Raw genomic sequence first — 25,951 nt, 5'->3', positions numbered from 1 at the left:
ATAGATAAGACCTTGATTTGCGGTGTGGAGACGGCATATCGGTCCATAGTATTTATTTCCTCACCCTATTATCATCTTTTTTACGCATGAAAAAACATTACTTATTCTTACTATTCTTATCGTTGCTGACGGCCATCGGTGGGATAAGCACTGCGCAGACGTATGTTCCCGTCATTGTTTCTGGTTTCAATCATGATTTGATTGCCGAAGGTTCAGGAGGCACGAATCGTGCAGAAAACACTACAACTATTTCTTTCGACCTCGCAGGTGGTTTCGGCGGAAATAATGTGATGTATTCCACTGATTTCCGGGGAAATTTTAATCCTACGTCACCCCCTCCTTACGGTCTTCCGACCAACCGGATCATCAACAGTGCCAACTTACCCGGAGCCTCCTACACGCTGGCGGATTACTCGGCCAATAACACCTTATTCCTCGCCGCAAACGGGAGCAGTGGCACACTCACACTGCAAACACCAGGTGTGTTCTCGACAATTGCCATCTTAGGTTCGAGCGCAGAGCTCAGTTCAGGCTTCACCGCTCGGCTAAACTTTAGCGATGGGTCCAATTATTCGACTTCGTTCACTGTACCGGATTGGTTTAATGGATCTAACTTTGCCGTTAAAGGAATTGGAAGAGTATCCCGTACCACGCTTGGGACAAGTGTCGCGGATAATTTAAGCGGGGATGCACAGAATCCCCGTCTGTATGATAACAAGATTACCCTATCACCTCCTTTTAATAACCGGATTCTTACCAGCGTAACATTTACGAAAACATCGACAACCGGACGGACGGCCATCCTTGCACTCACAGGAATCACGGCCGTAGATGCACCGCCCCCCCCCGTAGCTCTCCCCGCAACTAGTGTCAGCGTGAATACCGCTACGGCAAACTGGCAGGCTACCCCTAACGCCGTCGACTACTTTTTGGACGTTTCCGAAAGCCCTACTTTCAGCACTTTTGTTACTGGCTACAATAACTTGGTGGTCAGCAATGCGCCTACGAAGGAAATTACCGGCTTGCATCCTAATACCGCTTATTATTACAGACTAAGAGCATCGAACAGGAACGGCACCAGCGCGAGCAGCAACACAATAACATTCAACACAGCAGGAGCTCCTCCCTGCCCTACTTTCACCACAACGGTCACCGACGTCAAGTGTTTCGGCGGCAGCGACGGTAGCATTGCTATCACCGCCAGCGGCGGCACGGGCAACTACCAATATTCCTTAGACAGCGGGCAGACCTACGGCACTTCGTCCAGCTTCACGGGCCTGACGGCAGGAGGCTATGTTATCCGAGTCAAGGACGCCAACGGCTGCGAGACCGACGTTCGGGAAGTGGGCATCACCCAGCCTGCTACATTCGTCAACTTCACCTCTGCGATTACCAATGTCAGATGTTTCGGCGGCAGCGACGGCAGCATCGCTATCACCGCCAGCGGCGGCACGGCCAGCTATAAGTACTCTATAGACGGCGGGCAGACCTACGGCACCTCGCCCGGTTTCACGGGTCTGACGGCAGGAGGCTATGTACTCCGCGTCAAAGACGCCAACGGCTGTCAGACCGATATTCAGGAGACCGCCATTAGCCAGCCTGCCGCAGCCGTTGGCTTCACTAGCATCGTCACTAACGTGAGCTGCAACGGCGGCAGCGACGGCAGTGTCGTCATCAACGCCAGCGGCGGCACAGGTACCTACCTGTACTCCATAAGCAATGGGGTTAGTTACAGTAACTCGTCCAGCTTTACGGAACTAAGTGCAACTACCCTAGGCCTTGCGGTTAAGGATGAAAAGGGTTGCCAAGCCGAAAACGAATTCGTCAACATCACCCAGCCTGACGCCATTAGCTTTACCACCATCGTCACCAATGTCAAATGTTTTGGTGGCAACGACGGCAGCATTGTCGTTGCCGCCAGTGGCGGCACGGCCCGTTATCAATACTCTATCGATGGCGGGCAGACCTACGGTACCTCGCCCAGTTTCACGGGGCTGACGGCAGGGGGCTATGTCGTCCGCGTCAAAGATACCAACGGCTGCGAGACCGATATTCAGGAAGTAGGCGTCACCCAGCCCGCTACATCTGTCAGCTTTACTTCTGTGACTACCAACGTTAAATGTTTTGGCGGCAGCGACGGCAGCATTAACGTCACCGCCATTGGTGGCACCCCCGGCTATACCTATTCAAAAGATGGTGGTGTAAGCTACGGTATCGTAGCGAACGTCAATACCTTGGCAGCGGGTATTTACACGATTAGAGTAAAAGATGCCAATGGTTGCGAAACGGCGGCTCAAGACGTCATCATCACTGAACCCACTGCCCTGAACGTCACGCTTTCAGGCAATGTTTCCGTGACATACGGGTACGGCAGTAACTGCACTACGTTGAGGGCAACTACTTCGGGCGGTACGCCAATCTACAGTTATGTATGGAAACAAGGCGATGTGGTCATTGGCAGGAGCGCTACCCAGCAACTCTGCCCTACCGAAACCACCACATACACGGTAATGGTGACAGATCGTAACGGGTGTACAGTTCAAAAGACTGTGACGGTAAAAGTGCAAGACATACGCTGCGGTAATAAGGGCGATAAAGTTACCGTATGCCACAATGGTCATGAAATCTGTATATCCCCCAACGCTGTACAGGCTCACTTGGATCACGGAGACTACTTGGGTGGCTGCGGCAATGCCACGGCCCGCCTTTCTGCCGAAGTAGCTACCAATACGCCCCTGACACTGTCGCTGCAAGCCTACCCCAATCCCGTGCAGGACGTAGTGACACTAGACGTACTAGCCCCAACGGCGGGTGCCGCCACTTTTGAAGTGCTGGATCTAACGGGCCGCACTAGGCAAAACCGCTCCGAGAATCTGACGGAAGGGCTGAACCAGCTCGAACTGCGGCTGGGTACTTTGCCCACGGGTCTCTACCTGATCCGGGCCGTGGATGCGCTGGGTCGGCAGGGTGTGGTGAAAGTGAGCAAACAGTAAAAAACACGCGGCATCGCCCGGAAAACGTAAAGACTACCCACGCGGGTAGTCTTTTTTTTGGCTAAAACTACCCGAACGGGTGGGGATGGGGCTATAGATAAGACCTTGATTTGCGGTGTGGAGACGGCATATCGGTCCATAGTATTTATTTCCTCACCCTATTATCATCTTTTTTTACGCATGAAAAAAAACTACCTTTTCTTTCTGTTCCTGCTGGGGCTTATCACCACCGCCCGCGCTCAGAACTGGACAGAAATCATCAAAAAAACTGCTTCCAATGCGGTCAACTACGACTATTTCGGCGCTAGTGTATCCATCTCGGGTGAGTACGCCATCGTGGGAACTCGTGGAGCAAACTATGGACAAGGCGCAGCCTATATTTTCAGGAAAGATCAGGACGGCATCGATACCTGGGGACTGGTCAAAAAACTCACCGCCTCCGATGCAGCCAGCGGCGACAATTTCGGCGTCAGTGTGTCGGTCTCGGGCGAGTACGCCATCGTGGGTGTTACGGGCAAAAACAGCGGGCTAGGCGCAGCCTACATTTTCAGGAAAGACCAGGACGGCACCGATACCTGGGGACAGGTCAAAAAACTCACCGCCTCCGATGCAACTATCGGCGGCTCATTCGGCGTCAGTGTGTCGGTATCGGGCGAGTACGCTATCGTGGGGGCTTCTGGCAAAAATGCCGCTTACGTGTACAGGAAAGACCAGGACGGCACCGATACCTGGGGACAGGTCAAAAAACTCACCGCCTCCGATGCAGCCAGCGGCGACGGTTTCGGCGTCAGTGTGTCGGTCTCGGGCGAGCACGCTATCGTGGGGGCTATTGGAAAAGACAGCTACCGGGGTGCAGCCTATTTCTTCAAGAAGGATCAAGACGGCACCTGGGGCAACCAACAGAAAATCACCGCCTCTGATGCGGCTATTGGCAACAGTTTCGGCTACAGTGTCTCCATCTCAGGCGAGTACGCCATTGTGGGAGCTCAGTACAAGGACAGCGGTCGGGGCGCAGCCTATACTTTCAGGAAAGATCAGAACGGCACCTGGGGCAATGAGCAGAAACTCACCGCTTCCGATGCGGCCAATGGCGACCAATTCGGTGCCAGTGTGTCGGTCTCGGGCGAGCACGCTATCGTGGGGGCTATTGGAAAAGACAGCGGTCGGGGCGCAGCCTATACTTTCAGGAAAGATCAGAACGGCACCTGGGGCAACCAACAGAAAATCACCGCTTCTGATGCGGCTAATTACGACGCTTTCGGGCGTAGCGTCTCCATCTCGGACGAATATGCCATCGTGGGAGCTCCGGATAAGGACAGCTACCGGGGCGCAGCCTATGTATTTAAGGCAGTATCCCCCTGCCCCGCTTTCACCACCACGGCCTCCAACGTCAAATGTAACGGCGGCAGTGACGGCAGCATCGACATCACCGTCAGTGGCGGCACCGGCCCCTACCAGTACTCCAAGGACGGCGGGCAGACCTACATCAGCCCGGCCGTGGCCAGGATGGATGTCACCGTCCCCGCACCCACCTTCACCGGCCTGACGGCGGGTACTTATTCCATCAAGGTCAAGGACGCCAACGGCTGCGAGGCTACCGCTCAGTCAGTCACCGTCACCCAGCCCGCCACGGCCGTCAGCTTCACTACCTCTGTCACCAACGTCAAGTGCTTCGGCAGCAGCGACGGCAGTATTACCATTACGGCCAGCGGTGGCACGGGCCCCTACCAGTACTCCAAAGACGGCGGGCAGACCTACGTCAGCAACCAGATCGCCCGGCGCGCAGGCGTAGAACCAGAACCTACCACCTTCAGCTTTATGGGCATGGGTGCAGGTGGTTACGTCATCAAAGTAAAGGACGCCAATGGCTGCGAAGCAGGCATCCAGGAGCTCGACATTAAACAGCCCGAGACGCTAAGCTTCACCCCCACGGTCACCAACGTTAGTTGTAATGGTGGCAGCAACGGTAGCATTGCTATCACCGCCAGCGGCGGTACGGGTCCTTACACGTATGCAGTCTCCGGCCCCTTTATTGTCAACGATACCTACTCCAACCTATCGGCGGGTACCTACTCGGTCAATGCCAAAGACGCCAACGGCTGTGAGGCGACTGCTCAGTCAGTTACCATCGCCCAGCCTGACGCGCTCACCTTCACTACCGAGACTACCGATATCAAGTGTAAGGACGGCAGTGACGGCAGCATCGATATCACCGTCAGCGGCGGCACCGGCCCCTACCAGTACTCCAAGGACGGCGGGCAGACCTACATCAGCCCGGCCGCAGCTAGGATGGATGCCACCGTCCCCGCGCCTACCTTCACCGGCCTGACGGCGGGTACTTATTCCATCAAGGTCAAGGACGCCAACGGCTGCGAGGCTACCGCTCAGTCAGTCACCGTCGACCAGCCCGCCACGGCCGTCAGCTTTACCACCACGGCCACCAACGTCAAGTGTTTGGGCGGTAGCGACGGCAGCATCGCCATCACCGCCAGCGGCGGCACGGGCCCCTACCAGTTCTCCAAAGACGGCGGAATAAACTACGTCAGCAACCAGAACGCCCGGCGCGCGGGTGTAGAACCAGAACCCACCGGATTCACCTTCACGGGCCTGAAGGCAGGCACCTATTCCATCAAGGTCAAGGGCGCCAACGGCTGCGAGAGTCAGGCTCAATCGGTCAGCGTCACCCAGCCCGCCACGGCCGTCGGCTTCACCGCCACGGCCACCAACGTCAAGTGCAATGGCGGCAGCGACGGCGGCATCAGCATTGCGGCCAGCGGCGGCACAGGCCCCTACCAGTACTCCATAAACGGCGGGCAGAGCTACGGTACTTCGGCCAGCTTCACCGAACTGTCCACGGGCAGCTTCGCCTACTCCGTCAAGGTCAGGGACGCCAACGGCTGCGAGAGTCAGGCCAAGGAGGTCGTCCTCAGCCAGCCCTCCGCCCCGGTGTACTTCAACGCCACGGCCACCGACGTCAAATGCAACGCCGGCAAGGACGGCAGCATCACCGTCACGGCTGGCGGCGGCACGAGCCCCTACACTTATTCCAGGGACGGCGGCGCGAACTACGGCAGTTCGGCCAGCTTCACGGGCCTGGCGGCAGGCACTTACTCCATCAAGGTCAAGGACGCCAACGGCTGCGAGGCCGACGCCCAGCCGGCCACCGTCAATCAGCCCACCACAGCCGTCGGCTTCACCCGCACGGTTAGCAACGTGACCTGCAATGGCGGCAGCGATGGCAGCATCGTCTTCACCGCCAGCGGCGGCACGGGATCTTACAGCTACGCAGTAGCCGGCTCATACGGTCCCCATACCAAATACCCCAATCTTTCGCCTGGCACTTATTCGGTCAACGTCAAGGATGGTAACGGCTGCGAGGCTATCGCTCAGTCGGTTACGATTACCCAGCCCGACCCCGTATTGCTGTCCGTAAGTGGCAACACCTCGGTCATCCTCGGCTCGGGCGACGGCTGCACCACACTGACGGCCAATCCTACGGGTACGGGTCCCTTCACCTACGTGTGGATGCAGGGCCAGACCCAGATCGGCACCAGCGCCAGCCAGAAACTCTGTCCCAACGAGACGACGACCTACACTGTAACAGCCACCGGGAATGGCGGCTGCACGGCCCAAGCCGAGTTTACTGTCACGGTACAGGATATTCGCTGTGGCAACAAGAACCAGAACGTGACCATCTGCTACTACGGCGTCACGCAGTGCGTCAGCGAAAAAGTGGCCGAGCGCTACCTCAAGCTGGGCGCCACGCTGGGGGCCTGCGGCAGCACGAAGAAGGCGCGTGTGGGCGTGGAGGAAAGCAGCGATACCGCGCTGCAGCTTTCGCTGAAAGCCTACCCCAATCCCGTGCAGGACGTAGTGACGCTGGAAGTACTAGCCCCCGCGGCGGGTGAGGGTACCTTCGAAGTGCTCGACATGACGGGCAGAGCCCGGCAATCGCACCGCGAAACTCTGGTGGAAGGACTGAACCAGCTCGAATTCCGGCTCGGTGCGCTGCCCACGGGCCTGTACCTGATCCGGGCCGTGGATGCGCTGGGTCGGCAGGGGGTAGTGAAAGTGAGCAAACAGTAAAAAACACGCGGCATCGCCCCGAAAACGCAAAGACTACCCGCCTGGGTAGTCTTTTTTCGATAAAACTACCCGAACGGGTAGGGAAAGAAACCCATGGACAGGATAGGTTTGCGGCTGCGATTACTAACAACTATACACACACTTTTCTTTGCCCTTACCTTTTTTAAAATTCAACCTACCCAGTATTCCAATGAAAAAGCTTTACTTTTTACTTAGTATGCTGCCTGCCTGGTTATTCTCGTCAGGCGCCAACAGCCAAACGAATAGCGGCGACGTGTCATTTAACAATAGCGGCAATTACCAGTACATCGTGCCCGCCTGCGGAACCTTTAGGCTGACAACCCGTGGGGCCGACGGTGCCACCAGCATCAACAAGGGTGGCTCGGGCGCTACCATTTCTGCTAGTTTCCCCTTACTCAAAGATGATGTTCTGCTTCTGGCAATAGGCCATGAGGGCCGGGGCGAATATGCATCAAGCAATAGTGGCGGTGGCGGCGGAGGGGGTGGCACGGGCATAGTGCTGATCCGGGGCGGGGTACCTACCCTGCTGTTGGTAGCTGCCGGAGGCGGAGGCGGAGGCTTTTCCGGTGACCAGAACTATGGCCAGGGCAAAGGGGCTTCGGCTGCCGATGGTACTATCCGGGGCGGGTCCACCTCGGGCGGCGGCGGAGGTGGAGGGTATGCCGTGCCGGGCGGTGGCAGCAAAGGCGGCGCAGCCGGACGGCTGTCAGGTGGAGCGTCGGGAGGAGAAGGTACCAACTTCAATACGGGCGGCTCGCTCCGGGGCGGCTTCGGCTTTGGTGGCGGCGGCGCGGGTAATTATGACTTTAACAATGGCGGCAATACTGGCGGCGGCGGTGGTGGCGGCTACGGCGGTGGCGATGGTGGCCAGTGGTTTAGTGGCGGTCAAGGCGGCACCTCGTTCGTACAGACAGCGGGCGTGGCCCCGGCCAGCAACGCGACCCGCCAAAACGGTTCGGATGGTGGCGGAAACTTTGTGCGGGGCTCCGTTCAGATTTCTCTTGTTCAGGCTACTGATTGTCCCGACGATAACCAAGCTTATGCCAATAGCGGCGAGTACCTGTACACCGTCCCCGGCTGCGGGACCGTGACCTTGACGGCCCGTGGGGCCGACGGGGCCACCAGCATCAACCAGGGAGGATCGGGTGCTACCCTGACCGCAAATTACGCAGTACAAAAGGGCGATAGGCTTTTTTTTGTGGTAGGTCATGAGGGTAATGGACAGTATGCCAGCGATCAGGACGGCTCCAGCGGCGCGGGAAGCGGCGGCGGCGGCACGGGTGTAGTATTGATCCGAAATGGCCAGCGTAACCTGCTGTTGGTCGCAGCGGGTGGTGGTGGCAGCGGATTTTCCGACGATGAGACCTATGGTAGAGGCAAAGGAGCTTCCGCCAATAATGGTACGGCGCAAGGGGGTAACAGCCCTCAGGCGGGCGGCGGGGGCGGTTTCAATGCCAATGGGGCTGGCCCCAAAGGTGGTGAGGCCAGTACCCTGACGGGCGGCGGTGAGGGAGGCACGGGCCACAATACCTTCCCAGGATATAATTTCACCTTCCGCGGCGGCTTTGGCTTCGGTGGAGGGGGGGCTGGTAACTATCGGTCTATTAGGCCCAAAAATGCTGGCGGCGGCGGTGGAGGAGGCTACGGTGGTGGCAATGGAGGCCAGGACTTTGGCGGCGGCCAGGGCGGTAGTTCCTTCGTGCAGACATCAGCCAGCAATGTAACTCGCCAGAACGGCATCGATGGAGGTGGCGACTTCGTGCGGGGCTCAATACAGTTCACCCTGGAATTGGATGCCGTACAGCCTCCAACCTTGTTCACCGCTTACCCGGGCGACGACCGCGTGCCCCCCGGGAAGCAGTCGGCCACCGTATGCCAGAATTCCGGCCCTGTCGTTTTCCAGTTCAGCGGCTGTGAAGGGGGTACGGTTAATTGGACGGGTAGCGATAACAGCAGCGGCACGGGCAACATCACTGCCTCTACGGCTACTGCCGGTACGGTGACCTACTCCGCCACCTGCACACAAAATAACGTTATCAGTTGCTCTTCCAATACGGTCAGTGTCACCACCGCCGCCCCGCCGACGGTCAGCGTTAGTGGCAACACCTCGGTTGTTTACGGCTACGGCGACAATTGTACGACGCTGACGGCTCAACCTTCGGGCACCGGCCCCTTTACTTACTCCTGGACGCAGGGCAGCACCCCTATCGGCGCAAACGCCAGCCAGCAGGTGTGTCCAACCGAGACGACCACTTACACCGTAACTGTCACCGACGCCAACGGCTGCTCTGCCAGCCAGCAGGTGACGGTTACTATGCAGGATGTGCGCTGCGGGCCAAAGCAAAATCTGGTCACGATCTGCTATTATGGTGTGACACAGTGCGTCTCGGAGAAAATTGCCGAGCGCTACCTCAAACTCGGCGCTACAATCGGAGCCTGCAGCAATCCCAAAAAGGCGCGGATGGGCGTGGAAGAATCCACAGCTCCCCTGCAACTCTCGCTCAAAGCCTTCCCCAATCCCGTGCAGGACGCCGTGACACTGGAAGTACTAGCCCCCAACTCCGGGCCAGCCACTTTCGAGGTACTTGACTTGACGGGGCGCACCCGGCAGAGCCGCACCGAGACTCTGGTGGAGGGGCTCAATGAAGTCGAGTTCCGACTGGGTACTTTGCCCACGGGCCTCTACCTGATCCGCACCGTGGATGCACTCAACCGCACGGGCGTAGTCAAGGTCAGCAAGCGGTAAGTACCAGGTATCAATTTGTTTTCCTTCAGCCCCGGCCCCAGCGGCCGGGGCTTTTTTGTTGCCCGGGGCAGACCCATCTGAACGCTGGATATGACGGATTATCCGCAGCAAATCCGGAGTGAAAGAAAGGTGGAAGGAACCAGGGAGATCAAGTCGGCCTTCCATAGGTATCCGCCTGATTATGAGCCCAAAGTCGTGTCTAATCAGCAGGACTACCAAAGCCAACAATCGGTCAGATAGAAAGCAGCAAAGACGGTAGCGCGATATCCTCTTTTTTAAGACAAGGGATTGAAATTGTACTTATTTAACTTTTTTTTAAACAAAAATTGTACTTATTTCACATTATAAGACAAACAGATTAGTTGGGGTTCAACTACGTATATCCAAAAAACATACCTTTCCCAGAGGCCCTCGTTATTTAATATTTTCTGACTTACAGGCCTTTACACAGAGTTTCATTTAAATCCAGCGTTACTCTGTTGCCGTTTTCGCCCTTGGATCTGGTTGCCTATATCACATCCACTATTTCATCTTCAATTTTATGAAACCCAGCTAGATATGCTGTCCTGCAAACAGGACTTCTAAACCCTGTTTACATGACCTTATAGTAATCATAAAGAAAATTCAAACACCTCCTCAACCCCAAACCCCTGTTTAGTAAGCAGATACACTTAGCACGTACCGCCGCACATTATAACCCTCTATCAAATGAACATGATGAAATATCTATTATCCTTTTCTAATCCGCGCTGGTTACATATTATTAACAAATTGGGTCCCATACGTCGTGTGATCAACGGCGATTCATGTTCTTCGTCCCGTTCCAGGGAATTTGCCATGCACTCAGCCCCAATCCCTGAAGCAGGTTGTTCCTCCGCCATCCCCAAGCAAGCTAAAATAGCTTACCTCTGGATTTTGGGCCTTCTCTTATTTGTGGGATCTGGGGCCCGGGCGCAGACCGCCACTTTTTCATTCCCCGGTGGTGCTTTGCTGACGACCGATGGCAGCACGGCGCTAGACGTGGGACAGTATTCTTCCCCTGCGGTGACGGATGTGGATGGAGACGGTCTCATTGACCTTCTGACAGGGAGTAGCGATGGCGAAATAGTGCGCTTTGAGCAGACCACGTCCAACGGATTGGTGTTTGCGCTGGTAGGAAACCTGACGACCGATGGTACCACGGTGCTGGATGTCGGGACCTACGCGGCCCCAACGGTGAGGGATATAAACGGAAACGGCTTGCTCGATCTGTTAGTGGGCAATGACCAAGGCAGAGTGGCGCGCTACGAACAGACCACATCAAACGGTCCTGCATTCGCGTTGGTAGGCAACCTGACGACCGATGGCAGCACGACGCTGGATGTAGGAAACTTCTCGACTCCAACGGTGACGGATCTGGACAATGACGGACTGCTTGACCTACTGGTAGGTACTCATATAGGTAATGTAAGGCGTTACGAGCAGACCACGACCAACGGAGTGGTGTTTGCCGGCGGGGATTTTCTGACGACCGATGGCAGCACGGCGCTGCTGGTGGGTCCAGGTGAGGGGGATGGAGAAGCCAACCCGGAAGTGGAGGACCTGGACGGTGATGGCTTGCTCGACCTGCTGGTGGGTGAGAAATTGGGCAGGGTGGAGCATTTTGAACAAACCACTGTCAACGGAACTGTATTTGCGCGTATAGGCTACCTCACCACGAACGGTAGTTCGATACTGGATGTAAGGCAGTTTTCGGCACCCAGGATAACGGATGTGGACGGGAATGGGGTGTTCGACCTGCTGGCGGGCGGTTATAATGGTAATGTTCAACGCTTTGAGCTGGCTTATCTACCGGTCCTCACCAGTATTGCCCCGGCAAGCAGTGTAACGGGTATCAGTGTGACCCTCACGGGAAACTATTTGAGCAACGCAACAGGGATAAAATTCAACGGCACATCCGCCACAACCTTCACAGTGAACTCGGCCAATGAGATTGTCGTAGTCGTGCCCAGCGGCGCCACTACGGGCGATGTGGTCGTAACGACGCCTCCTGGTTCCAGCAACGGGATTCCCTTTACGGTGCTCCCCCCCTCGGCTGACCTGAGCATCACCAAGACCGACGGGGTGACCACTGCCACACCGGGCGGCTCAGTGACCTACACCATCACGGCCAGCAATGCCGGGCCCAGCAGCGTTGTTGGGGCCACGGTCGCCGACACCTACCCCGCCAGCCTGACCGGCGTCACCTGGACCTGCGTGGGCGCGGGCGGGGGTACCTGCACGGCCTCGGGCTCGGGCAACCTCAACGACGCCGTCAACCTGCCCTCGGGCGGCAGCGTCACCTACACCGTTTCGGCCAACATCTCGCCTTCGGCCACGGGCACGCTCTCCAACACCGCCACGGTGTCGACCCCTCAGGGCGTGAGTGACCCCGTGTCGGGCAACAACTCCGCCACCGATTCGGACCAGCTGTCGCCCTCGGCCGACCTGAGCATCGCCAAGACCGACGGGGTGACCACCGCCACGCCGGGCGGCTCAGTGACCTACACCATCACGGCCAGCAACGCCGGGCCCAGCAGCGTGGTTGGGGCCACGGTCGCCGACACCTACCCCGCCAGCCTGACCGGCGTCACCTGGACCTGCGTGGGCGCGGGCGGGGGTACCTGCACTGCCTCGGGCTCGGGCAACCTCAACGACGCCGTCAACCTGCCCTCGGGCGGCAGCGTCACCTACACCATTTCGGCCAACATCAGCCCCAGTGCCACAACTCCGGGCACGCTCTCCAACACGGCCACCGTCACCGCCCCGCAGGGCGTGAGCGACCCTAATTCTAACAACAACAGCGCGACGGACACCGATAACCTTGTCTGTCCCACGATCACGTTTACCAATCCCACTATCACCGACGTACTTTGCATCGGCACCAGCACCGGTAGCATCAGCCTGAGCGCCTCGGGCAGTTCCGGCACGGCCACCTACACGCTCAACCCCGGCAATGTGCAGAACACCACCGGCACATTCACTGGCCTGCCCACAGGCACCTATACCGTCGCGGTCACCTACCTCAGTGGTTGTTCGGCTACCAGCGACTTCATCACCATCAACCAGCCCGCGGCCATCGCTCTGAACACCGACGGAGACAAGTCCGTCATCCTGGGCTACGGTGACAATTGCACGACCTTGACGGCCACCGCTTCTGGCGGCACCGGCAACCACACCTACACCTGGATGCCGGGCGGCCTGGCGGGCAGCAGCGTGCAGGTCTGCCCCCAAGTCACCACAACCTACACCGTAACGTCCACCGATGCCAATGGATGCACGGCCAGCCAGCAGGTCACGGTCACGGTCAACGACGTGCGCTGCGGTAACAAGAACCAGAACGTGACGATCTGTTACTACGGCGTCACTCAGTGCGTTTCGGAAAAAATCGCCAAGAGGTACCTGCGGCTTGGTGCCACAATCGGCGGATGCGGCAACAACGCCCGAATCGGCGTGGAAGAAACCACCAATGCCCCGCTACAACTTTCCGTGAAAGCATTCCCCAACCCCGTGCAGGACGCCGTGACGCTGGAAGTACTTGCGCCCGGTGCGGGGGTAGCCACCTTCCAGGTACTTGACCTGACGGGCCGCACCCGGCAGACAAAGAGCAAGCACTTGGTCGAAGGTTTGAATGAAGTCGGGTTCCGGCTGGGTACTTTGCCTGCGGGAATGTACCTCATCCGGGCTGTGGACGCGCTCAACCGCCAGGGAGTAGTGAAGGTTTCAAAACAATAATTTCAAGAAAAAAGGGGAAAAGATCTTTTCCCCTTTTTTCTTGCCTCCTTATTTCCCCGGCTTATAGGTCCGCTCCGCGTGTTTCTCCACATCTTCGCGGTAGAAGAGTACATCCTTGAATTTGCCCTGCGTGTACATTTCGCCTTGGTCGAAGAAGTGTCTGGAAGCAGGGTCGCCGCTTTGGCCACCCGCCAGCAGTGACTTGGCCCTGATACGGTCGCCGAACTCCACGGCGCAGATAAAGCTGTTGCCATTGACGCCGTAGCGTTTCTTGATACCAGCAAAGTACCGTGACGTGTAGGAAGGCAGCATCCCCCAGGCCGAAGAAGTGAAGCCTACGGGCAGGCTGGGCAGGTCGTCGCGGTAGTTTTGGTCGATGGCGGCGGAGGCGCGCTGGAAGCGGTTGATTTCGCCCCAGGGCATCTGCCATTTGCCCCATTTCTGATTCAGTTCGTCAAGCACTTCGGTGAAAGGTTTCAGCAGTTCGTCGGCCGTGCCATTTGCGGCAAAGTACCTGGCCTTCTCCACCTGGTCGGCGTCGGGTTTGCCGGGTACTTCGGCACGGTACATGGCGGAGGACATTTTCTCGCCCCATTTCACGGCCAGCGTTGTGGCAACGGACTTCTCGCCACTGCGGTAGTCCCAGTTTTTCAACACCGACATCGGCCCGATCCAGTAAGCGTAGCGGTCGTCGGTATAAGGGATATTTTTCTCAAAAGCTCTGACCAAAGCCGGAATCAGGATCTCGAATGAAGTCAGGTAGGTGTCGTAGCCTGCCGCAATGACCGCGTCGAGGTCGTACTTGCGCGGTACTTCCAGCACCCGCACGGCATTGATGCCCCGAAAGTTTTCGCCGTCGGGAGCCATATAGGCAGGGTAGTCGGCTTGTTTCGGGCTGTCTTTTCCGGCGGCGGTAAAGGGCGTAGAATTGCAGTTCTGGATCCAGCCGTTAGGCGGATTGTAGATATGCACCGTCTCGGCCACGGGGTGCATGCCCTGCCACTCGGTGGCGGCGGTGCTGCCATCCACGGGCTGCGACCAGTCATATTTAGGATCGCGCTTCGGCACAAAGTTGCCGTGCCAGTAGGCGATGTTTCCCTCGGTGTCGGCGTAGACGGTATTGTTAGAGGTGTTTTCCAAAATATCCATAGCCTTCTGGTACTCGGCGAAGCTCCTGGCTTTGGTCCGTTGCCAACTTTGGATCAGCATGTTCATCGTCCGGTTATTCGAGCGCAGACTCTCCCACTGCCCGTTGCGCTTGGCCATTACGGGGCCGTGGTGGGTGTAAAAGGCTTTGACCTTTTTTTCCTGCAGTTGGCCGTTTTTGGTGTAAGTCAGTGTGATGTCCTTTTCGCGCACGGGACGCTCTTTACCGTCGTACGTATAAACCCAGCCGTTAGCTTTCCGGGCTACTTTCTCGAGGTAAGTGTCGGCCACGTCGGTTCTGGACGAAGTATGCATCCAGCCCAGCTTCTCGTTGAAGCCCTGGTACACAAAAAACTGTCCCCAGGTCACGGCCCCGTAGGCGTTCAGTCCCTCCTCGCTCACTACGTGTACTTCAGGACGAAAATAGAACGTCACGTGCGGGTTGATGTACAGAATACTCTTGCCCGATTCGGTAATTTTGGGCGAAAAGGCGAAGCCGTTGGAGCCCGTCAGGATTTCCTCTTTTTCGATGGGGCTCTCATCGTGGTGATACCCCACCGAAGGTTGGCCATTGCCGTAAAAGGCTTCCAGATCGCGGCTGCGGATGTCGGCGGTGCTGATGGCCCCGATGCTGCCATCGGTCCACAGCAGCGGGTACCACGGCTCGAAGCGGGTAAGCAGCGCGGGCTTGGTTTCGGGATGGGTGTGAAGGTAGTAGTTGATGCCGTCGGCGTAGGCATTGAGTAGTTTTTTTAGCCAGGCCGGGGCCTTTTTGTAGTCGGCCTGCGCATCTTCCGGTGTGATGAGTAGTTTGATGAGCAGGTCGTTGTACATGTCCTGCTCGCCGTTCACCTCGCCAAGGCGCCCCAGTTTTTCGATGTAGTTCATCTCGACGCGCGGGAAATCGTCCTCGCATTGGGCGTAGAGTAAGCCGAATACGGCGTCGGCGTCGGTTTTTCCGTAGATGTGCGGCACGCCGAAGTTATCGCGAATGATAGTAATGTTCTGAGCCTGTTTTTGCCAGGCATTAATTTCTTTCGAGGATTGGGCAAAAGAGGGTAAAAAGAGTCCTTCGGCTGCGCTCAGGATGAAGAGCAGGAGTAGTGTTTTTTTCATTGCAGGAAATTTTATTTGGCAAAAATCAATGCGCGACCAACAAAGCTACGCACTTTGGGCTGCGAATGAAAAAAATCATTGGTGGAACACTCAATCGATCAGCGCAATCGATATGCTCTTGCCATGAACCGGAAGTTCGATGGCGCAGTCGTGGAATTCGGGAGCCGAGAAGAGCGGGCGAAAATTGTTACTCAGGCCAAACGGTTCCTTGGGATAGCCGAAGAAGTGTTTGTCAATCTTGTTATTATCATTCAAATCGTGGTACAGGGCAACGGCGTACGTACCGGGTGCCAGCTCGAACTCTACGCGCTGAACGCCGGGCTTTTCAATTCTGATCTGCCTGTTCATGAAAGGAGTGGCGGTCTTAAACTTCTCGCCCGGTTTGTAGATGCCCACCCTGAGCGTACCGCCGGATTTCTGAATATTCTGGATTTCAATGTGCAGCCTGGTGACTGGTGCAGTTGCGGCGCCGACACACAGGAGGATCAAAAGATTGATAAGGAACATGCAGATGTATTTTTGCCGGAAAACGCCGAGACGCCGCATTTGTTTTAGCCGGCGCCTTTATTGCGAGGGCAAAGAAAAAACATTTTCCTGATTGTAAAAAGCGGATTCAGTCGATCAGACTGATGGAAATAGTGGCACCTTTTTCCGTCAACTGGAAGGCGCAATCCTCGAAGTCGGGCGCGGCGACGGTAGGTCGGTAGTTATTGCTGAACCCGAACGGCTCTTTTGGGTAGCCGATCAGATTCCGGTCCATTTTGTTGTTGTCGTTCAGATCGTGATAGACAGCGACGGCGTAGGTACCCGGAGGTACTTCAAAACTGACTACCTGATTTCCGGGCTGGTTGATGGCAATGTTTTTATAAAAATCGGGTGTCGTTTTGCCAAACTTCGCGCCTGGCTTGTAAAGCGCAACGCGCAACGTCCCACCGGACTGGGTGAGCTTGGTAATTTCGACAGAAAGTTGGGCAGGAGCCATTTCTACGCTGGCCATAAGCATCCACAGAACGACAAGAATTGACGACATACATTTCTTTTTACACAAAAACGCCAATCCGAAACGATTGTTTAGGATTGGCGCTTGAAGTATGGTGTGGAAGCTAGACTGAATCTATACTTACTCAGACGTTGTCCAGAAGCCCGAGGACGATAAAGACAAGACCGATCACTGTAACGATGCTTCCGACGGCGTAGCCGAGTCCGGGAATAAGGTACAGCAGCAGTCCGACCAGTACCAGAATCAGACCAATGCGTATTTTATTGTTCAGCGCTTTGGCAGCCTTCTCAGAAGCCGGAGCCAAAGTGGATTTCTCCATCTGCTTTTTCAGCGTGTTGTTGACAAGCTTGCTGGCCTTGGAAGCTTCCACAGTTGACATGGGAGAGTTGCGCAGTTCGTTCTGGGCAATCATCTTGCGGGCTTTATTGATTTGTGCGGCAACCAGCGGCTTAGCCATCAGAGCCTTTCCTTCCGTGGTAGCCAGCGCTCTTTCCAGTTGCTCGTCAATTTGCTTAGGCGAATTTTCGGCCAGCATTTTCACTACCTCAGGATTAGCGCTCAGTTCCTCGATTTTGGGGGCCTTGGCGGCGGGCTGTTCAGCCACTGCAACTTCTACCTCTGCCTTTTCAACCGCTGTGGGTTGTTCCACTGCACTTGCCTTTTTGCTGTAAGAAGCATTCGTTGGCATTTGATTGAACGTGGGGTACTCGCGGGCACAGCTACCGAGCAGCACAATGGCGCTTAACAAGTAAATAGTACTGATCTTTTTCATACAAAATTGGGGTTTGAATTAGAAAAAATGAAGGGGTTAAATTTGTTTTCTGTTTCAGATAAAAAGCGTGCCACAGAACTCTAATACCCCACTACGCAACGGTAACTATTCAGTTTTTCCAAGTCACTTTCCAGGGTCATGCGGTTTTTCTCATTATCGAACGCATCACTCGATTCTTCTTTTATCTCGCGCCGCTTGATGGCTTCCAGAAAGCGGCGGGCATCCTCAGGGGTTTCCAGCAATAAAGGCGGTACCGGTGTAGGGTTACCGGCTTCATCCTTAGCTACCATGGTAAAGTAGGACGTATTGGTGTGTTTCTGCAAACCCGTATGCACATTCTCGGCGATGACCTTGATACCCACCACCATGGAAGTACGTCCGACAAAATTGACGGAGGCATGCAGCGACACCAGATCGCCAACGTCCACGGCCTGTAGAAAGTTGACGTTGTCCACCGTCACCGTGACGCAGTACGTTCCTGCGTGGCGAGACGCGCAGGCATAAGCGACTTTATCCATGAGGGACAGCAGGATACCACCGTGAATTTTACCCCCAAAGTTGGCATAACTCGGGATCATCAACTCAGTGAGTGTAGTGCGGGAATGGCTAACTTTTCGGGGAGTCAAAGGAAGTTGAGAGTTGAGAGTTGAGAGTTGAGAGTTGAGAGAAGTTAGGTGTTTGGCCTTGTTTACCTACTTATTGCCAAAAACTTATTGGCTTATTGGCTTATTGGCTTCGTAATTTAAAAACTCATCACATCCACCACATCCCGAACTACCTCCGAGAAGTAGGCCCCGTTGTAAGGACCGAACCAGCTCATAGTCACGGTTTCGTAGAGATTTTTGTCGAAGTGGCGGTCGTCGGTAATATATCCTGCGTACGCCCCATCAAAACTGGTCACCATCAATTGTAAACCTCTGGCGGTAGCGTACTTACTCAGTTCAGCCATCAACTCACCCGAAAAATCGCAGGGTAAGCCCACCATCAGCACGTTGCCCACGCGCAGGGCTTTTACAAAGGAAGGGTAGTCCCCAAAAGCCCAGCGAAAAACCCAGGGACGCAATGCCCAGGTTGTATTCAGCCGTGGTGTCGGCTCCCGTAAAGGCAGCATGACCGTAAAAGATTCAAGAACATAGACAGGCTGGGCAACAATTTCCCCAATCTTCGATTGAATAGCCCCTTCCACCCCATCGGCCTGGTGAGCTACTTGCCCAAATTCGGTTTCGCCCACCTCCCGGGGGCCCATACTGCCCACTGCCCCGGCCAGAAACATGGCAAAATCAGACTCCCCCGATTCCAACGAATCTACCAGCGCTCCGGCATAGTCGCGTGAAAGCGCCATCGTTTTTGAGTCCAGCGTGGTGGAGTGTGCGGCATACGAACTCAACAGGGCCGTTTGTCCGCCAGCACCGCGCATCAGCAGGTTTCGCACCCAGGGATCGATCGTGGCCTTTTCGCCCGTAAGCCGGTTGCGGATGTCCGTGGTGTCCTGCACTTGCATGTAGCCCACCTCTACGGTTTCACGTTTGTCTTTGGCGATTTGAATCGCCCGAATCATGGCGTCAGCGATGCGGTCGACGACCGCCGGGTCGTAATCACCCGCAAAGAGTTCACCCGTGATGGTGTCGCCCCAGCCGCCAATGCTGTTATGGCTGTGGGTTGCGCCCAGAAATACCTGCCCGAATGTGAGACCCACGCTCGGCAACCGCTCTTTCAGGGCTTCGGTAACGGTGGGCGGAATAATGAGCAGATCTGCCGCCACGATTGCAGCCTGAGTCAGTCCGTTATCCAGGAAAATAGCCCTTACATACACCGAATCATGGACGCTCTCGTAGGGTTTGCCCCAGCGGTTGCCGTAGCCCGCCATCGGACCTGGCTGTGGCGGTGTGATGTTTGCTTTGGCCCAGCCCGCCCGCAAGGGCTGCCCGGCGGTGTCTGCCAACATCCGCACCGCGCCGATGTTCTCCTTCCACTCGCGGTAGTAATCCATGTCGCGATAAGGTGTGTAGTCGATCGTCGTGACGGCGCTTGCCACAAAAAGGAGTAGGGCCACTACCACTCCGGCCAGGATTTTAAGGAAGGTTTTCATTCTTTTTGAGTTCCAAAGCGACAAAGGCGCAAAGTACCTAAGTATTCGCGTGATAATGTTTCAAAGTACCTAAGCCATAAAGCACTGAACGTTCTTCGACTGTTGGGTTTGCCAGGAGTAGTACTTTGTAGCTGTATTTGTCTCAAATTTACACCCCAAACCTTTCAGGGGAGAGGATTATTTGAATAAATAAAAAAATGCGGGGAAATTGTCCGCGTCAGTCGATTAAACCCAAACCCCTTAAACCGCTACGGCGGACTGATCTATACCTATGAAACCATACATCCTGGCCGAAACCAACTATAAAGCCATTCAGGACGAAAAGTTCGAGCTGGCTATCCTGCCCTGGGGCGCGACCGAAGCCCATAACTACCACCTTCCCTACGGCACTGATGTATACGAAGCCGACCACATTGCGGCCGAATCGGCCCGCATTGCGTGGGAATGGGGCGCAAAAGTTATCGTTCTGCCCACCGTTCCATTCGGTGTCAACAGCGGCCAGACCGACATCCTGCTGGATATCAACATGCATCCAAGTACCCAACTTGCCGTGCTCAACGACGTCGTGGAGGTACTTGATCGGCAGGGCATCCGCAAACTACTCGTGCTGAACAGCCACGGCGGCAATGACTTCAAGCCGATGCTTCGTGAGCTGGGTGTAAAGTACCCCCGGATGCACCTGAGTTTCTGTTTTTGGTTCAATATCCTGAACCGGAATGACTACTTCGAGGAAAAAGGCGACCACGCCGACGAACTCGAAACCAGCGTGATGCTACACCTGCGCCCCGACCTGGTACTTCCGCTGGAAGAGGCGGGCGACGGTGTAGCCAAACAGCATACTGTTACCGCCTTTCGGGAAGGCTGGGCGTGGAGTGAACGCAAATGGTCGCAGGTAACGGCGGATACTGGCATTGGCAACCCGAAGAAAGCCACTGCCGCTAAGGGAAAGCAATTCTTTAAAGATTTGACCGAGAAACTGGGAGGCTTTTTCTATGAGTTGGCAAAAACGGATGGGATGTATGAGTAGTTGGCTTTTCGGCAGACAGACAAACGACTACTTTTTGATCGTTTTATTAAAAAATGCAGAGCCCAAAACGGCAGACTGGAAATTTCCAGTCTGCCGTTTTAAATTTAAGACTACTGGGCTCTTCAAACAATTGCTGTATGTGTCAGTAAATCTTGGGCATTTGCATCCCCCCCAAAAAAAAATGGTATTTTTTATAAGAAAAAAATAAGTGACAAAAAAATAAGTTTTACCGATGTCTCCCTATATACTTCATAAGACAGAAGCATAATTTTCTAACATCATATTTTAAAAAAAGCCTAGTGATATAGTTACCTGGTTACTAAAAAAAATAAGGCTTAAATACCAGTTACCACTCGATAAGTTTTGCTAAAAATAGATTCACAAAGACAATACATTTGATTTAGAAAATATTGTCCTTTCCATTCACCCTTTGTCCGCATTAAAGTATGAGAACTTTTACCTCTCTTGCCGTTCCTGCCGCGCCGGGAACACAGAAATGCCTACTGCGTTTCGCCCACGTTTTGCTGCTACTCTTCATTTGTTTTCTGGTCCGTAGCAACCAGACATTTGCCCAATTGAAAGACAATAAGGGGACTGATTTCTGGTTGAGCTTCAACGAAAATATAGGTCCTTCGGATCTTTTTCTTTACGTTACGGGAGAAGAAGCAGGCACGGGAACGGTCACCATTCCCGGTCTGTCCTTCACCCAGAACTTCACTACTACCCCCGGCACAATCACCACCATCACGTTGCCCAGTAACGCCACACTGGCCAGTTCGGGAACCGTTGACAACAAGGGTATCCGTGTCACTGCATCCAAAGAGATTACAGTGTACGGTATGAATCTTCGATCGGCCTCTACAGACGCTTACCTGGGGCTGCCTACCGACGCCCTGGGGCAGGAGTATCTGATTATGAGTTACGAAGGAATAGGGGGGTCTGCCTTAGATAGTCAGATTGGCATTGTGGCTACCCAAAATGGTACCTCGATAAACTTTGCACTGAAGGCGAGTTCAGGCATCTATGCCGCCAACACTCCCCACAGCGTGATCCTCAACGAGGGGCAGACCTTTTATTTGCGCAGTGATGCAGCTCAGGATTTCACAGGGTCGGTCATTACTTCCAGCAAACCCATCGCGGTGTTCTCGGGGACCCGCTGTGCCAATGTGCCACCGAATGTAACTTTCTGCGACCACTTGGTCGAGCAGATGCCCCCACCGATGGCTTGGGCAAAAACTTCATCTCGTTTCCGTTGGCAACCCGCAACGGTGACACCTACCGCTTTCTGGCTAGTGCCGATAACACCACCATTACGGTCAATGGGGTGAATGAAACTACGCTGAACCGGGGACAGTTTTTTGAAAAAATTTACACGAATCCAATCAATATTGTGGCCAGCCAGCCGATTCTGGTCGCTCAGTACTCTAACGGTCAGAATTTTGACAATGTGAATGCCGATCCCTTCATGTTGCTTATTCCGCCCTACGAGCAATTCCTAGGCGGCTACACCGTCACTACCCCTTCTTCCGGCTTTGTGAATAACTACGTCAACGTTTTAGCTCCCAATGCAGCGGTCGGAACCATCAAACTGGATGGCATAACCATTCCGGCGGGCAGTTTCACGGCTATCGGCTCTACGGGCTTTTCGGGAGCGGCAATCCCCGTGTCCATAGGCACCCATAATCTGACGGGTAGTGGCCTACCCTTCGGAATTACCGTGTACGGATTCAATAATGTTGATTCTTATGGCTACTTGGGCGGGGCTTCCTTCGCTCCCATAGCCACGGTCAGCAGTCTGGTTCTCAACCCCAAGACCTCAACAGCAACCGTGGGTACCGAGAAATGCGTTACTGCCCTGGTGAAAGACCAGAATGGTAACCCTGTGAGCGGCGTCCGGGTGGACTTCACCATCTCAGGGCCTAACGCTTCGAATTCAGGATTTGCCAATACGGCGGCCAACGGATTGGCTACTTTCTGCTACACAGGCACGAATGCAGGAACCGATAACTTGGTGGCAGCCGTTGGCACACTTACTGACAACGGCAACATTTCCTGGAACGCTGGGGGGACGCCCGTGGAGCGCTGCGGCCCGCAAAACAAATACTACACGATCTGCTACTATGGCGTGACCCAGTGCGTCTCGGAGAAAATAGCCGAACGCTATCTTAAACTGGGAGCCACAATGGGCGCGTGTGGCTCGGGCAACGCCCGCATCGGCGTAGAGGAAACGGCGCTGGCTTCTCCTTTCGAGCTGTCGGTGAAAGGTTACCCCAACCCCACGCAGGGTGTTCTGACGGTGGAGGTCATAAGCCGCATCACCGGCCCTGCCCAGATGCAGGTGCTTGACCTGGCGGGCCGCCCCGTGCAGCAGCGCAGCGAGCAATTGCTGGAAGGGCTGAATGAAGTGAAGTTCGACTTGACAGCCCAACCCAGCGGCACTTACCTGATTCGCGCCACCGACGGACAAAACCGTCAGGGTGTTATACGGGTGAGCAAGCAGTAGTGTCTTTTTATAAGTACCTTAAAAAAGGGCTGGATAAATCCAGCCCTTTTTTAGTTATTGGCTACCGCTATAAGCAATCCCCAACTTCTCGAAAAATGCCTCTTCCTCTATTTCCTTCATCTCTCCCGGCAGCAGACTACCGAGTTCAAGCCCCTCAATGCTTGTCCGAATCAACCGCTGGCAGGGATGTCCCACAACCCGCGTCATTTTCCTGATCTGGTGGTACTTGCCTTCCGTCAGGGTGATGCGCAGCCAAGAATGCGGGATGCCCTCGTGATACTGGTAGCCGCCGGGAAATAGGTTTTCGGGTTCTTTAACCAATTCTACTTCGCAGGGCGTCGTCACGTAATCAACGTTTCCCTTGATGCGGATGGTTACGCCCGTGCGGAGTTTTCCCAGCGTCTCAGCACTTACCTCCCGGTAGACCCGAACGAGATAGGTACGGCGATGCGGCACTTTGCTCTGGAAGAGCAGCTTCGTCACTTTCTTATTGGTTGTCAGAATAAGCAAACCTTCGGAATGGTTGTCGAGCCGCCCGATGGGATGCGTACCTTCTGGAAAGTCATAGTCGAGCTCTCCCAGCATTCGGCCCTGACCACCGATGAACTGAGAGAGCATGTCGTAGGGCTTGTTGAGGAGAAAGTATTGATGCATGAGAAAGTGGATGGGTCATGGAAGACTGGGAGTAGAATTCAACTGTTCCTTATTTTTAAAGCCATAAGCGCGCCCAAGACACACTAACTTTTTCCAGTTTTAGTCCGATTGCTATTTTCTATTTGGCTATGGAACTACTACCAAACCCTGATTTGTCCCTTCAAGCTTCCTCAGAAACTATCTGGCCTGAGGGGCAAGACCTTTGGAAGGACTTTAAGGCGGGGGACCGTGCAGCCTTTGACTTTTTGTACAAGACTAATATACAACAACTTATCGGCTACGGCTATACGATTACCAGCAACCGAAACGTAATTCAGGATTGCGTGCAAGACCTTTTCGTGGAACTTTGGGAAAGCCGTGCCAGCGTCGCCCAGGCAAATTCCATCAGGCATTACCTGCTCAAATCGCTCCGTTATAAGATCGTCCGGCAGTTGAAGGCCGACCGTTCTGAAACTTTGGATGAAATTCACTATCCTGTTTTGCATGACAACGCTGAGAGTACAGTGCTCTTACAGGAAACTTCACAACATCATTCCAAACAGCTAAGCGACGCGTTGGGCCATCTTCCTAAGCGGCAGCGGGAGGCAATCTACCTGCGTTATTTTCAAGAACTCAGCAACGAGGAAGTGGCTCAAGTCATGGGCGTCAACTACCAGTCGGCCTGCAAATTTATTTACACTGCCCTAAAAAACCTGCGCGAGCGAATGCAGCTTTCTGTCTGGATTCCGTTCTTTATGCCATTTTTTGCTTTTTTTAAAGATTATTTTAAATAAATGGATTAAAAAGGGGCACTTTTTACACTAGGGTTTGACAACCAACTGCAAGCTCCAATGTTCGGCGATTTCTCGGATTTTGACATAGAAGATTTTGCCTTCCACGAAACCTTCCAGGACTGGGTATTGACGCCAGATTCGGAATACTCGCTTTTCTGGAAAAATTATCTGGCTGCCCACCCCCATCAGACCGACAAAATCCTGTCGGCCAGAACTCTTGTTTTGGAGTTGAAAGCTACCCAGGCCGCTCCTCCCGATACAGAATTTGCCCACACTATCTGGCAAAATATTCAGCAACGCACTCAACCCAAAATAAAAACCCATTGGCAGTTCCTGCTTCAATGGAGGATAGCCGCATCGGTAGCATTGGTTATTGGTGCGTCGGTGTGGTGGTGGCAATTGGAAAAATCGACTAATTCAAGTACACTTTCTACGACAAAGATCAGCGATAGTGGCCTTTTGGAGGAAGTCAATCGTACGGACAGGACCCTGATCGTTCATCTTAGCGACGGCAGCGTGGTGCACCTGGGCAAAGACAGCCGTCTGACGTACCCGATACAATTTGCTGCGGAACAACGCGCCGTGCAGCTAAGCGGCGAAGCATTCTTTGAAATAAAGAAAAATCCCCTCAGACCTTTCCTGGTATATGCCAACGAAACCGTCACCAAAGTACTTGGCACGAGCTTTCGCGTGGCGGCATACGCCGATGCGCCCGAGGTAACGGTGGCCGTAACGGCAGGCCGGGTGTCGGTTTTCAGCACAAAGGATTTTGAGGAAGAATCTACCAAAGCCCAGCGCACGGGTGTAGTCCTCACCCCCAACCAACAGGCCGTGTTCCAGCGCAAACATGCTCAACTCAACAAAACGCTGGTACCTACGCCCGCGCTGTTAGCTCCGGATAACCAAAAACCCTCGTTCGATTTTAACAGCACGCCTCTGCGCGAGGTTTTTGCCGTTTTGGAAAAAGCTTATGGCGTAGAGATCGTGGCCGACTCCGACCTGACCACTCACCGCTCGCTCACGGTGAGCATGGAAGACGAAACGCTGTACGAAAAGCTGGATGTGATCTGCAAAACGCTGGGACTTTCCTATCAGATTGTGGACGCGAAGGTGATTGTGGAAAAGGGGAATTCTTAGCGCACCATTGAGCTGTAATGAAAATCCGATCAGCATGGTAACCCGAGTGTACCCTCTAACGATTTTACCTTTTTTACCAAATGAATACATCTTGACGAAAAGGCCGGCGGTGCAGGAACACCGCCGACCGGAAAC

Annotated in this window: 15 protein-coding genes and 1 pseudogene; 9 read left to right on the top strand and 7 right to left on the bottom strand. The window is 54.7% G+C overall.

The window, feature by feature from the left end; translation table 11 throughout:
• The first annotated feature begins 86 nt into the window (after nucleotides 1-86).
• From IE117_RS04855 to IE117_RS04840, 4 genes are all read left to right on the top strand, one after another.
• A complete protein-coding gene (locus IE117_RS04855) occupies nucleotides 87-2,993 on the top strand; it encodes a T9SS type A sorting domain-containing protein (RefSeq protein ID WP_189563190.1) in 2,907 nt (968 codons plus the stop codon).
• Nucleotides 2,994-3,173: 180 nt separating this feature from the next.
• Nucleotides 3,174-7,079, top strand: coding sequence for a T9SS type A sorting domain-containing protein (locus IE117_RS04850; RefSeq protein ID WP_189563189.1), 3,906 nt, complete (start codon nucleotides 3,174-3,176; stop codon nucleotides 7,077-7,079).
• Nucleotides 7,080-7,269: 190 nt separating this feature from the next.
• Complete coding sequence (locus tag IE117_RS26390) at nucleotides 7,270-9,846, top strand: T9SS type A sorting domain-containing protein (protein WP_189563188.1); 2,577 nt, start codon at nucleotides 7,270-7,272, stop codon at nucleotides 9,844-9,846.
• Nucleotides 9,847-10,683: 837 nt separating this feature from the next.
• Nucleotides 10,684-13,599 carry an FG-GAP-like repeat-containing protein gene (locus IE117_RS04840; RefSeq protein ID WP_189563187.1) on the top strand — a complete coding sequence of 972 codons (2,916 nt, stop codon included), beginning with the start codon at nucleotides 10,684-10,686 and terminating at the stop codon, nucleotides 13,597-13,599.
• Nucleotides 13,600-13,647: 48 nt separating this feature from the next.
• Here the strand turns inward: IE117_RS04840 and IE117_RS04835 are convergent, their stop codons facing one another.
• The 6 genes from IE117_RS04835 to IE117_RS04810 all read right to left on the bottom strand — a co-directional run bounded on the left by IE117_RS04835 (nucleotide 13,648) and on the right by IE117_RS04810 (nucleotide 19,722).
• On the bottom strand, nucleotides 13,648-15,861 hold the full coding sequence (locus IE117_RS04835; protein WP_189563186.1) for a penicillin acylase family protein: 2,214 nt from the start codon (nucleotides 15,859-15,861) through the stop codon (nucleotides 13,648-13,650).
• Between the two features lie 90 nt (nucleotides 15,862-15,951).
• Nucleotides 15,952-16,368, bottom strand: a complete 417-nt coding sequence (locus IE117_RS04830; RefSeq protein ID WP_189563185.1) for a DUF2141 domain-containing protein — start codon at nucleotides 16,366-16,368, stop codon at nucleotides 15,952-15,954.
• 106 nt (nucleotides 16,369-16,474) lie between these two features.
• Entirely contained in the window at nucleotides 16,475-16,891 is a 417-nt protein-coding gene (locus tag IE117_RS04825) for a DUF2141 domain-containing protein (RefSeq protein ID WP_189563184.1), read from the bottom strand.
• 94 nt (nucleotides 16,892-16,985) lie between these two features.
• Nucleotides 16,986-17,633 carry a hypothetical protein gene (locus IE117_RS04820; protein WP_189563183.1) on the bottom strand — a complete coding sequence of 216 codons (648 nt, stop codon included), beginning with the start codon at nucleotides 17,631-17,633 and terminating at the stop codon, nucleotides 16,986-16,988.
• 80 nt (nucleotides 17,634-17,713) lie between these two features.
• Complete coding sequence (locus tag IE117_RS04815; RefSeq protein WP_229580342.1) at nucleotides 17,714-18,259, bottom strand: acyl-CoA thioesterase; 546 nt, start codon at nucleotides 18,257-18,259, stop codon at nucleotides 17,714-17,716.
• A 116-nt stretch (nucleotides 18,260-18,375) separates the two neighbouring features.
• On the bottom strand, nucleotides 18,376-19,722 hold the full coding sequence (locus IE117_RS04810) for a neutral/alkaline non-lysosomal ceramidase N-terminal domain-containing protein (RefSeq protein ID WP_189563182.1): 1,347 nt from the start codon (nucleotides 19,720-19,722) through the stop codon (nucleotides 18,376-18,378).
• 271 nt (nucleotides 19,723-19,993) lie between these two features.
• Between IE117_RS04810 and IE117_RS04805 the strand changes: the two genes are divergently transcribed.
• The 3 genes and pseudogenes from IE117_RS04805 (at nucleotide 19,994) to IE117_RS26515 (ending at nucleotide 23,252) form a co-directional block, all read left to right on the top strand.
• A complete protein-coding gene (locus tag IE117_RS04805) occupies nucleotides 19,994-20,749 on the top strand; it encodes a creatininase family protein (RefSeq protein ID WP_189563181.1) in 756 nt (251 codons plus the stop codon).
• A 446-nt stretch (nucleotides 20,750-21,195) separates the two neighbouring features.
• Nucleotides 21,196-22,778 (top strand): annotated as a pseudogene (locus IE117_RS26520) (Ig-like domain-containing protein); the annotation flags it as partial.
• Between the two features lie 153 nt (nucleotides 22,779-22,931).
• On the top strand, nucleotides 22,932-23,252 hold the full coding sequence (locus tag IE117_RS26515; protein ID WP_374757960.1) for a T9SS type A sorting domain-containing protein: 321 nt from the start codon (nucleotides 22,932-22,934) through the stop codon (nucleotides 23,250-23,252).
• 54 nt (nucleotides 23,253-23,306) lie between these two features.
• Here the strand turns inward: IE117_RS26515 and IE117_RS04790 are convergent, their stop codons facing one another.
• The gene (locus tag IE117_RS04790; RefSeq protein ID WP_189563178.1) at nucleotides 23,307-23,906 is read right to left on the bottom strand and encodes a pseudouridine synthase; all 600 of its coding nucleotides are present in this window, start codon (nucleotides 23,904-23,906) and stop codon (nucleotides 23,307-23,309) included.
• 128 nt (nucleotides 23,907-24,034) lie between these two features.
• Between IE117_RS04790 and IE117_RS04785 the strand changes: the two genes are divergently transcribed.
• Nucleotides 24,035-24,679, top strand: a complete 645-nt coding sequence (locus IE117_RS04785) for an RNA polymerase sigma factor (RefSeq protein ID WP_189563177.1) — start codon at nucleotides 24,035-24,037, stop codon at nucleotides 24,677-24,679.
• Between the two features lie 57 nt (nucleotides 24,680-24,736).
• A complete protein-coding gene (locus IE117_RS04780; protein ID WP_189563176.1) occupies nucleotides 24,737-25,816 on the top strand; it encodes a FecR family protein in 1,080 nt (359 codons plus the stop codon).
• Nucleotides 25,817-25,951: the final 135 nt, after the last annotated feature.

Origin of the sequence: Persicitalea jodogahamensis, from assembly GCF_014651615.1 — a bacterium.
Taxonomy (GTDB): domain Bacteria; phylum Bacteroidota; class Bacteroidia; order Cytophagales; family Spirosomataceae; genus Persicitalea; species Persicitalea jodogahamensis.
The sequence above is the reverse complement of the archived record's forward strand: the minus strand, read 5'-3'. Positions and strand labels throughout refer to the sequence as shown.

Coding starts and splice junctions, on each gene's coding strand:
- IE117_RS04855 (WP_189563190.1), top strand. CDS start 87: ATGAAAAAACATTACTTATTCTTACTATTCTTATCGTTGCTGACGGCC.
- IE117_RS04840 (WP_189563187.1), top strand. CDS start 10,684: ATGCACTCAGCCCCAATCCCTGAAGCAGGTTGTTCCTCCGCCATCCCC.
- IE117_RS04850 (WP_189563189.1), top strand. CDS start 3,174: ATGAAAAAAAACTACCTTTTCTTTCTGTTCCTGCTGGGGCTTATCACC.
- IE117_RS04785 (WP_189563177.1), top strand. CDS start 24,035: ATGGAACTACTACCAAACCCTGATTTGTCCCTTCAAGCTTCCTCAGAA.
- IE117_RS26515 (WP_374757960.1), top strand. CDS start 22,932: ATGGGCGCGTGTGGCTCGGGCAACGCCCGCATCGGCGTAGAGGAAACG.
- IE117_RS04790 (WP_189563178.1), bottom strand. CDS start 23,906: ATGCATCAATACTTTCTCCTCAACAAGCCCTACGACATGCTCTCTCAG.
- IE117_RS04810 (WP_189563182.1), bottom strand. CDS start 19,722: ATGAAAACCTTCCTTAAAATCCTGGCCGGAGTGGTAGTGGCCCTACTC.
- IE117_RS04835 (WP_189563186.1), bottom strand. CDS start 15,861: ATGAAAAAAACACTACTCCTGCTCTTCATCCTGAGCGCAGCCGAAGGA.
- IE117_RS04820 (WP_189563183.1), bottom strand. CDS start 17,633: ATGAAAAAGATCAGTACTATTTACTTGTTAAGCGCCATTGTGCTGCTC.
- IE117_RS04805 (WP_189563181.1), top strand. CDS start 19,994: ATGAAACCATACATCCTGGCCGAAACCAACTATAAAGCCATTCAGGAC.
- IE117_RS04830 (WP_189563185.1), bottom strand. CDS start 16,368: ATGTTCCTTATCAATCTTTTGATCCTCCTGTGTGTCGGCGCCGCAACT.
- IE117_RS04780 (WP_189563176.1), top strand. CDS start 24,737: ATGTTCGGCGATTTCTCGGATTTTGACATAGAAGATTTTGCCTTCCAC.
- IE117_RS26390 (WP_189563188.1), top strand. CDS start 7,270: ATGAAAAAGCTTTACTTTTTACTTAGTATGCTGCCTGCCTGGTTATTC.
- IE117_RS04825 (WP_189563184.1), bottom strand. CDS start 16,891: ATGTCGTCAATTCTTGTCGTTCTGTGGATGCTTATGGCCAGCGTAGAA.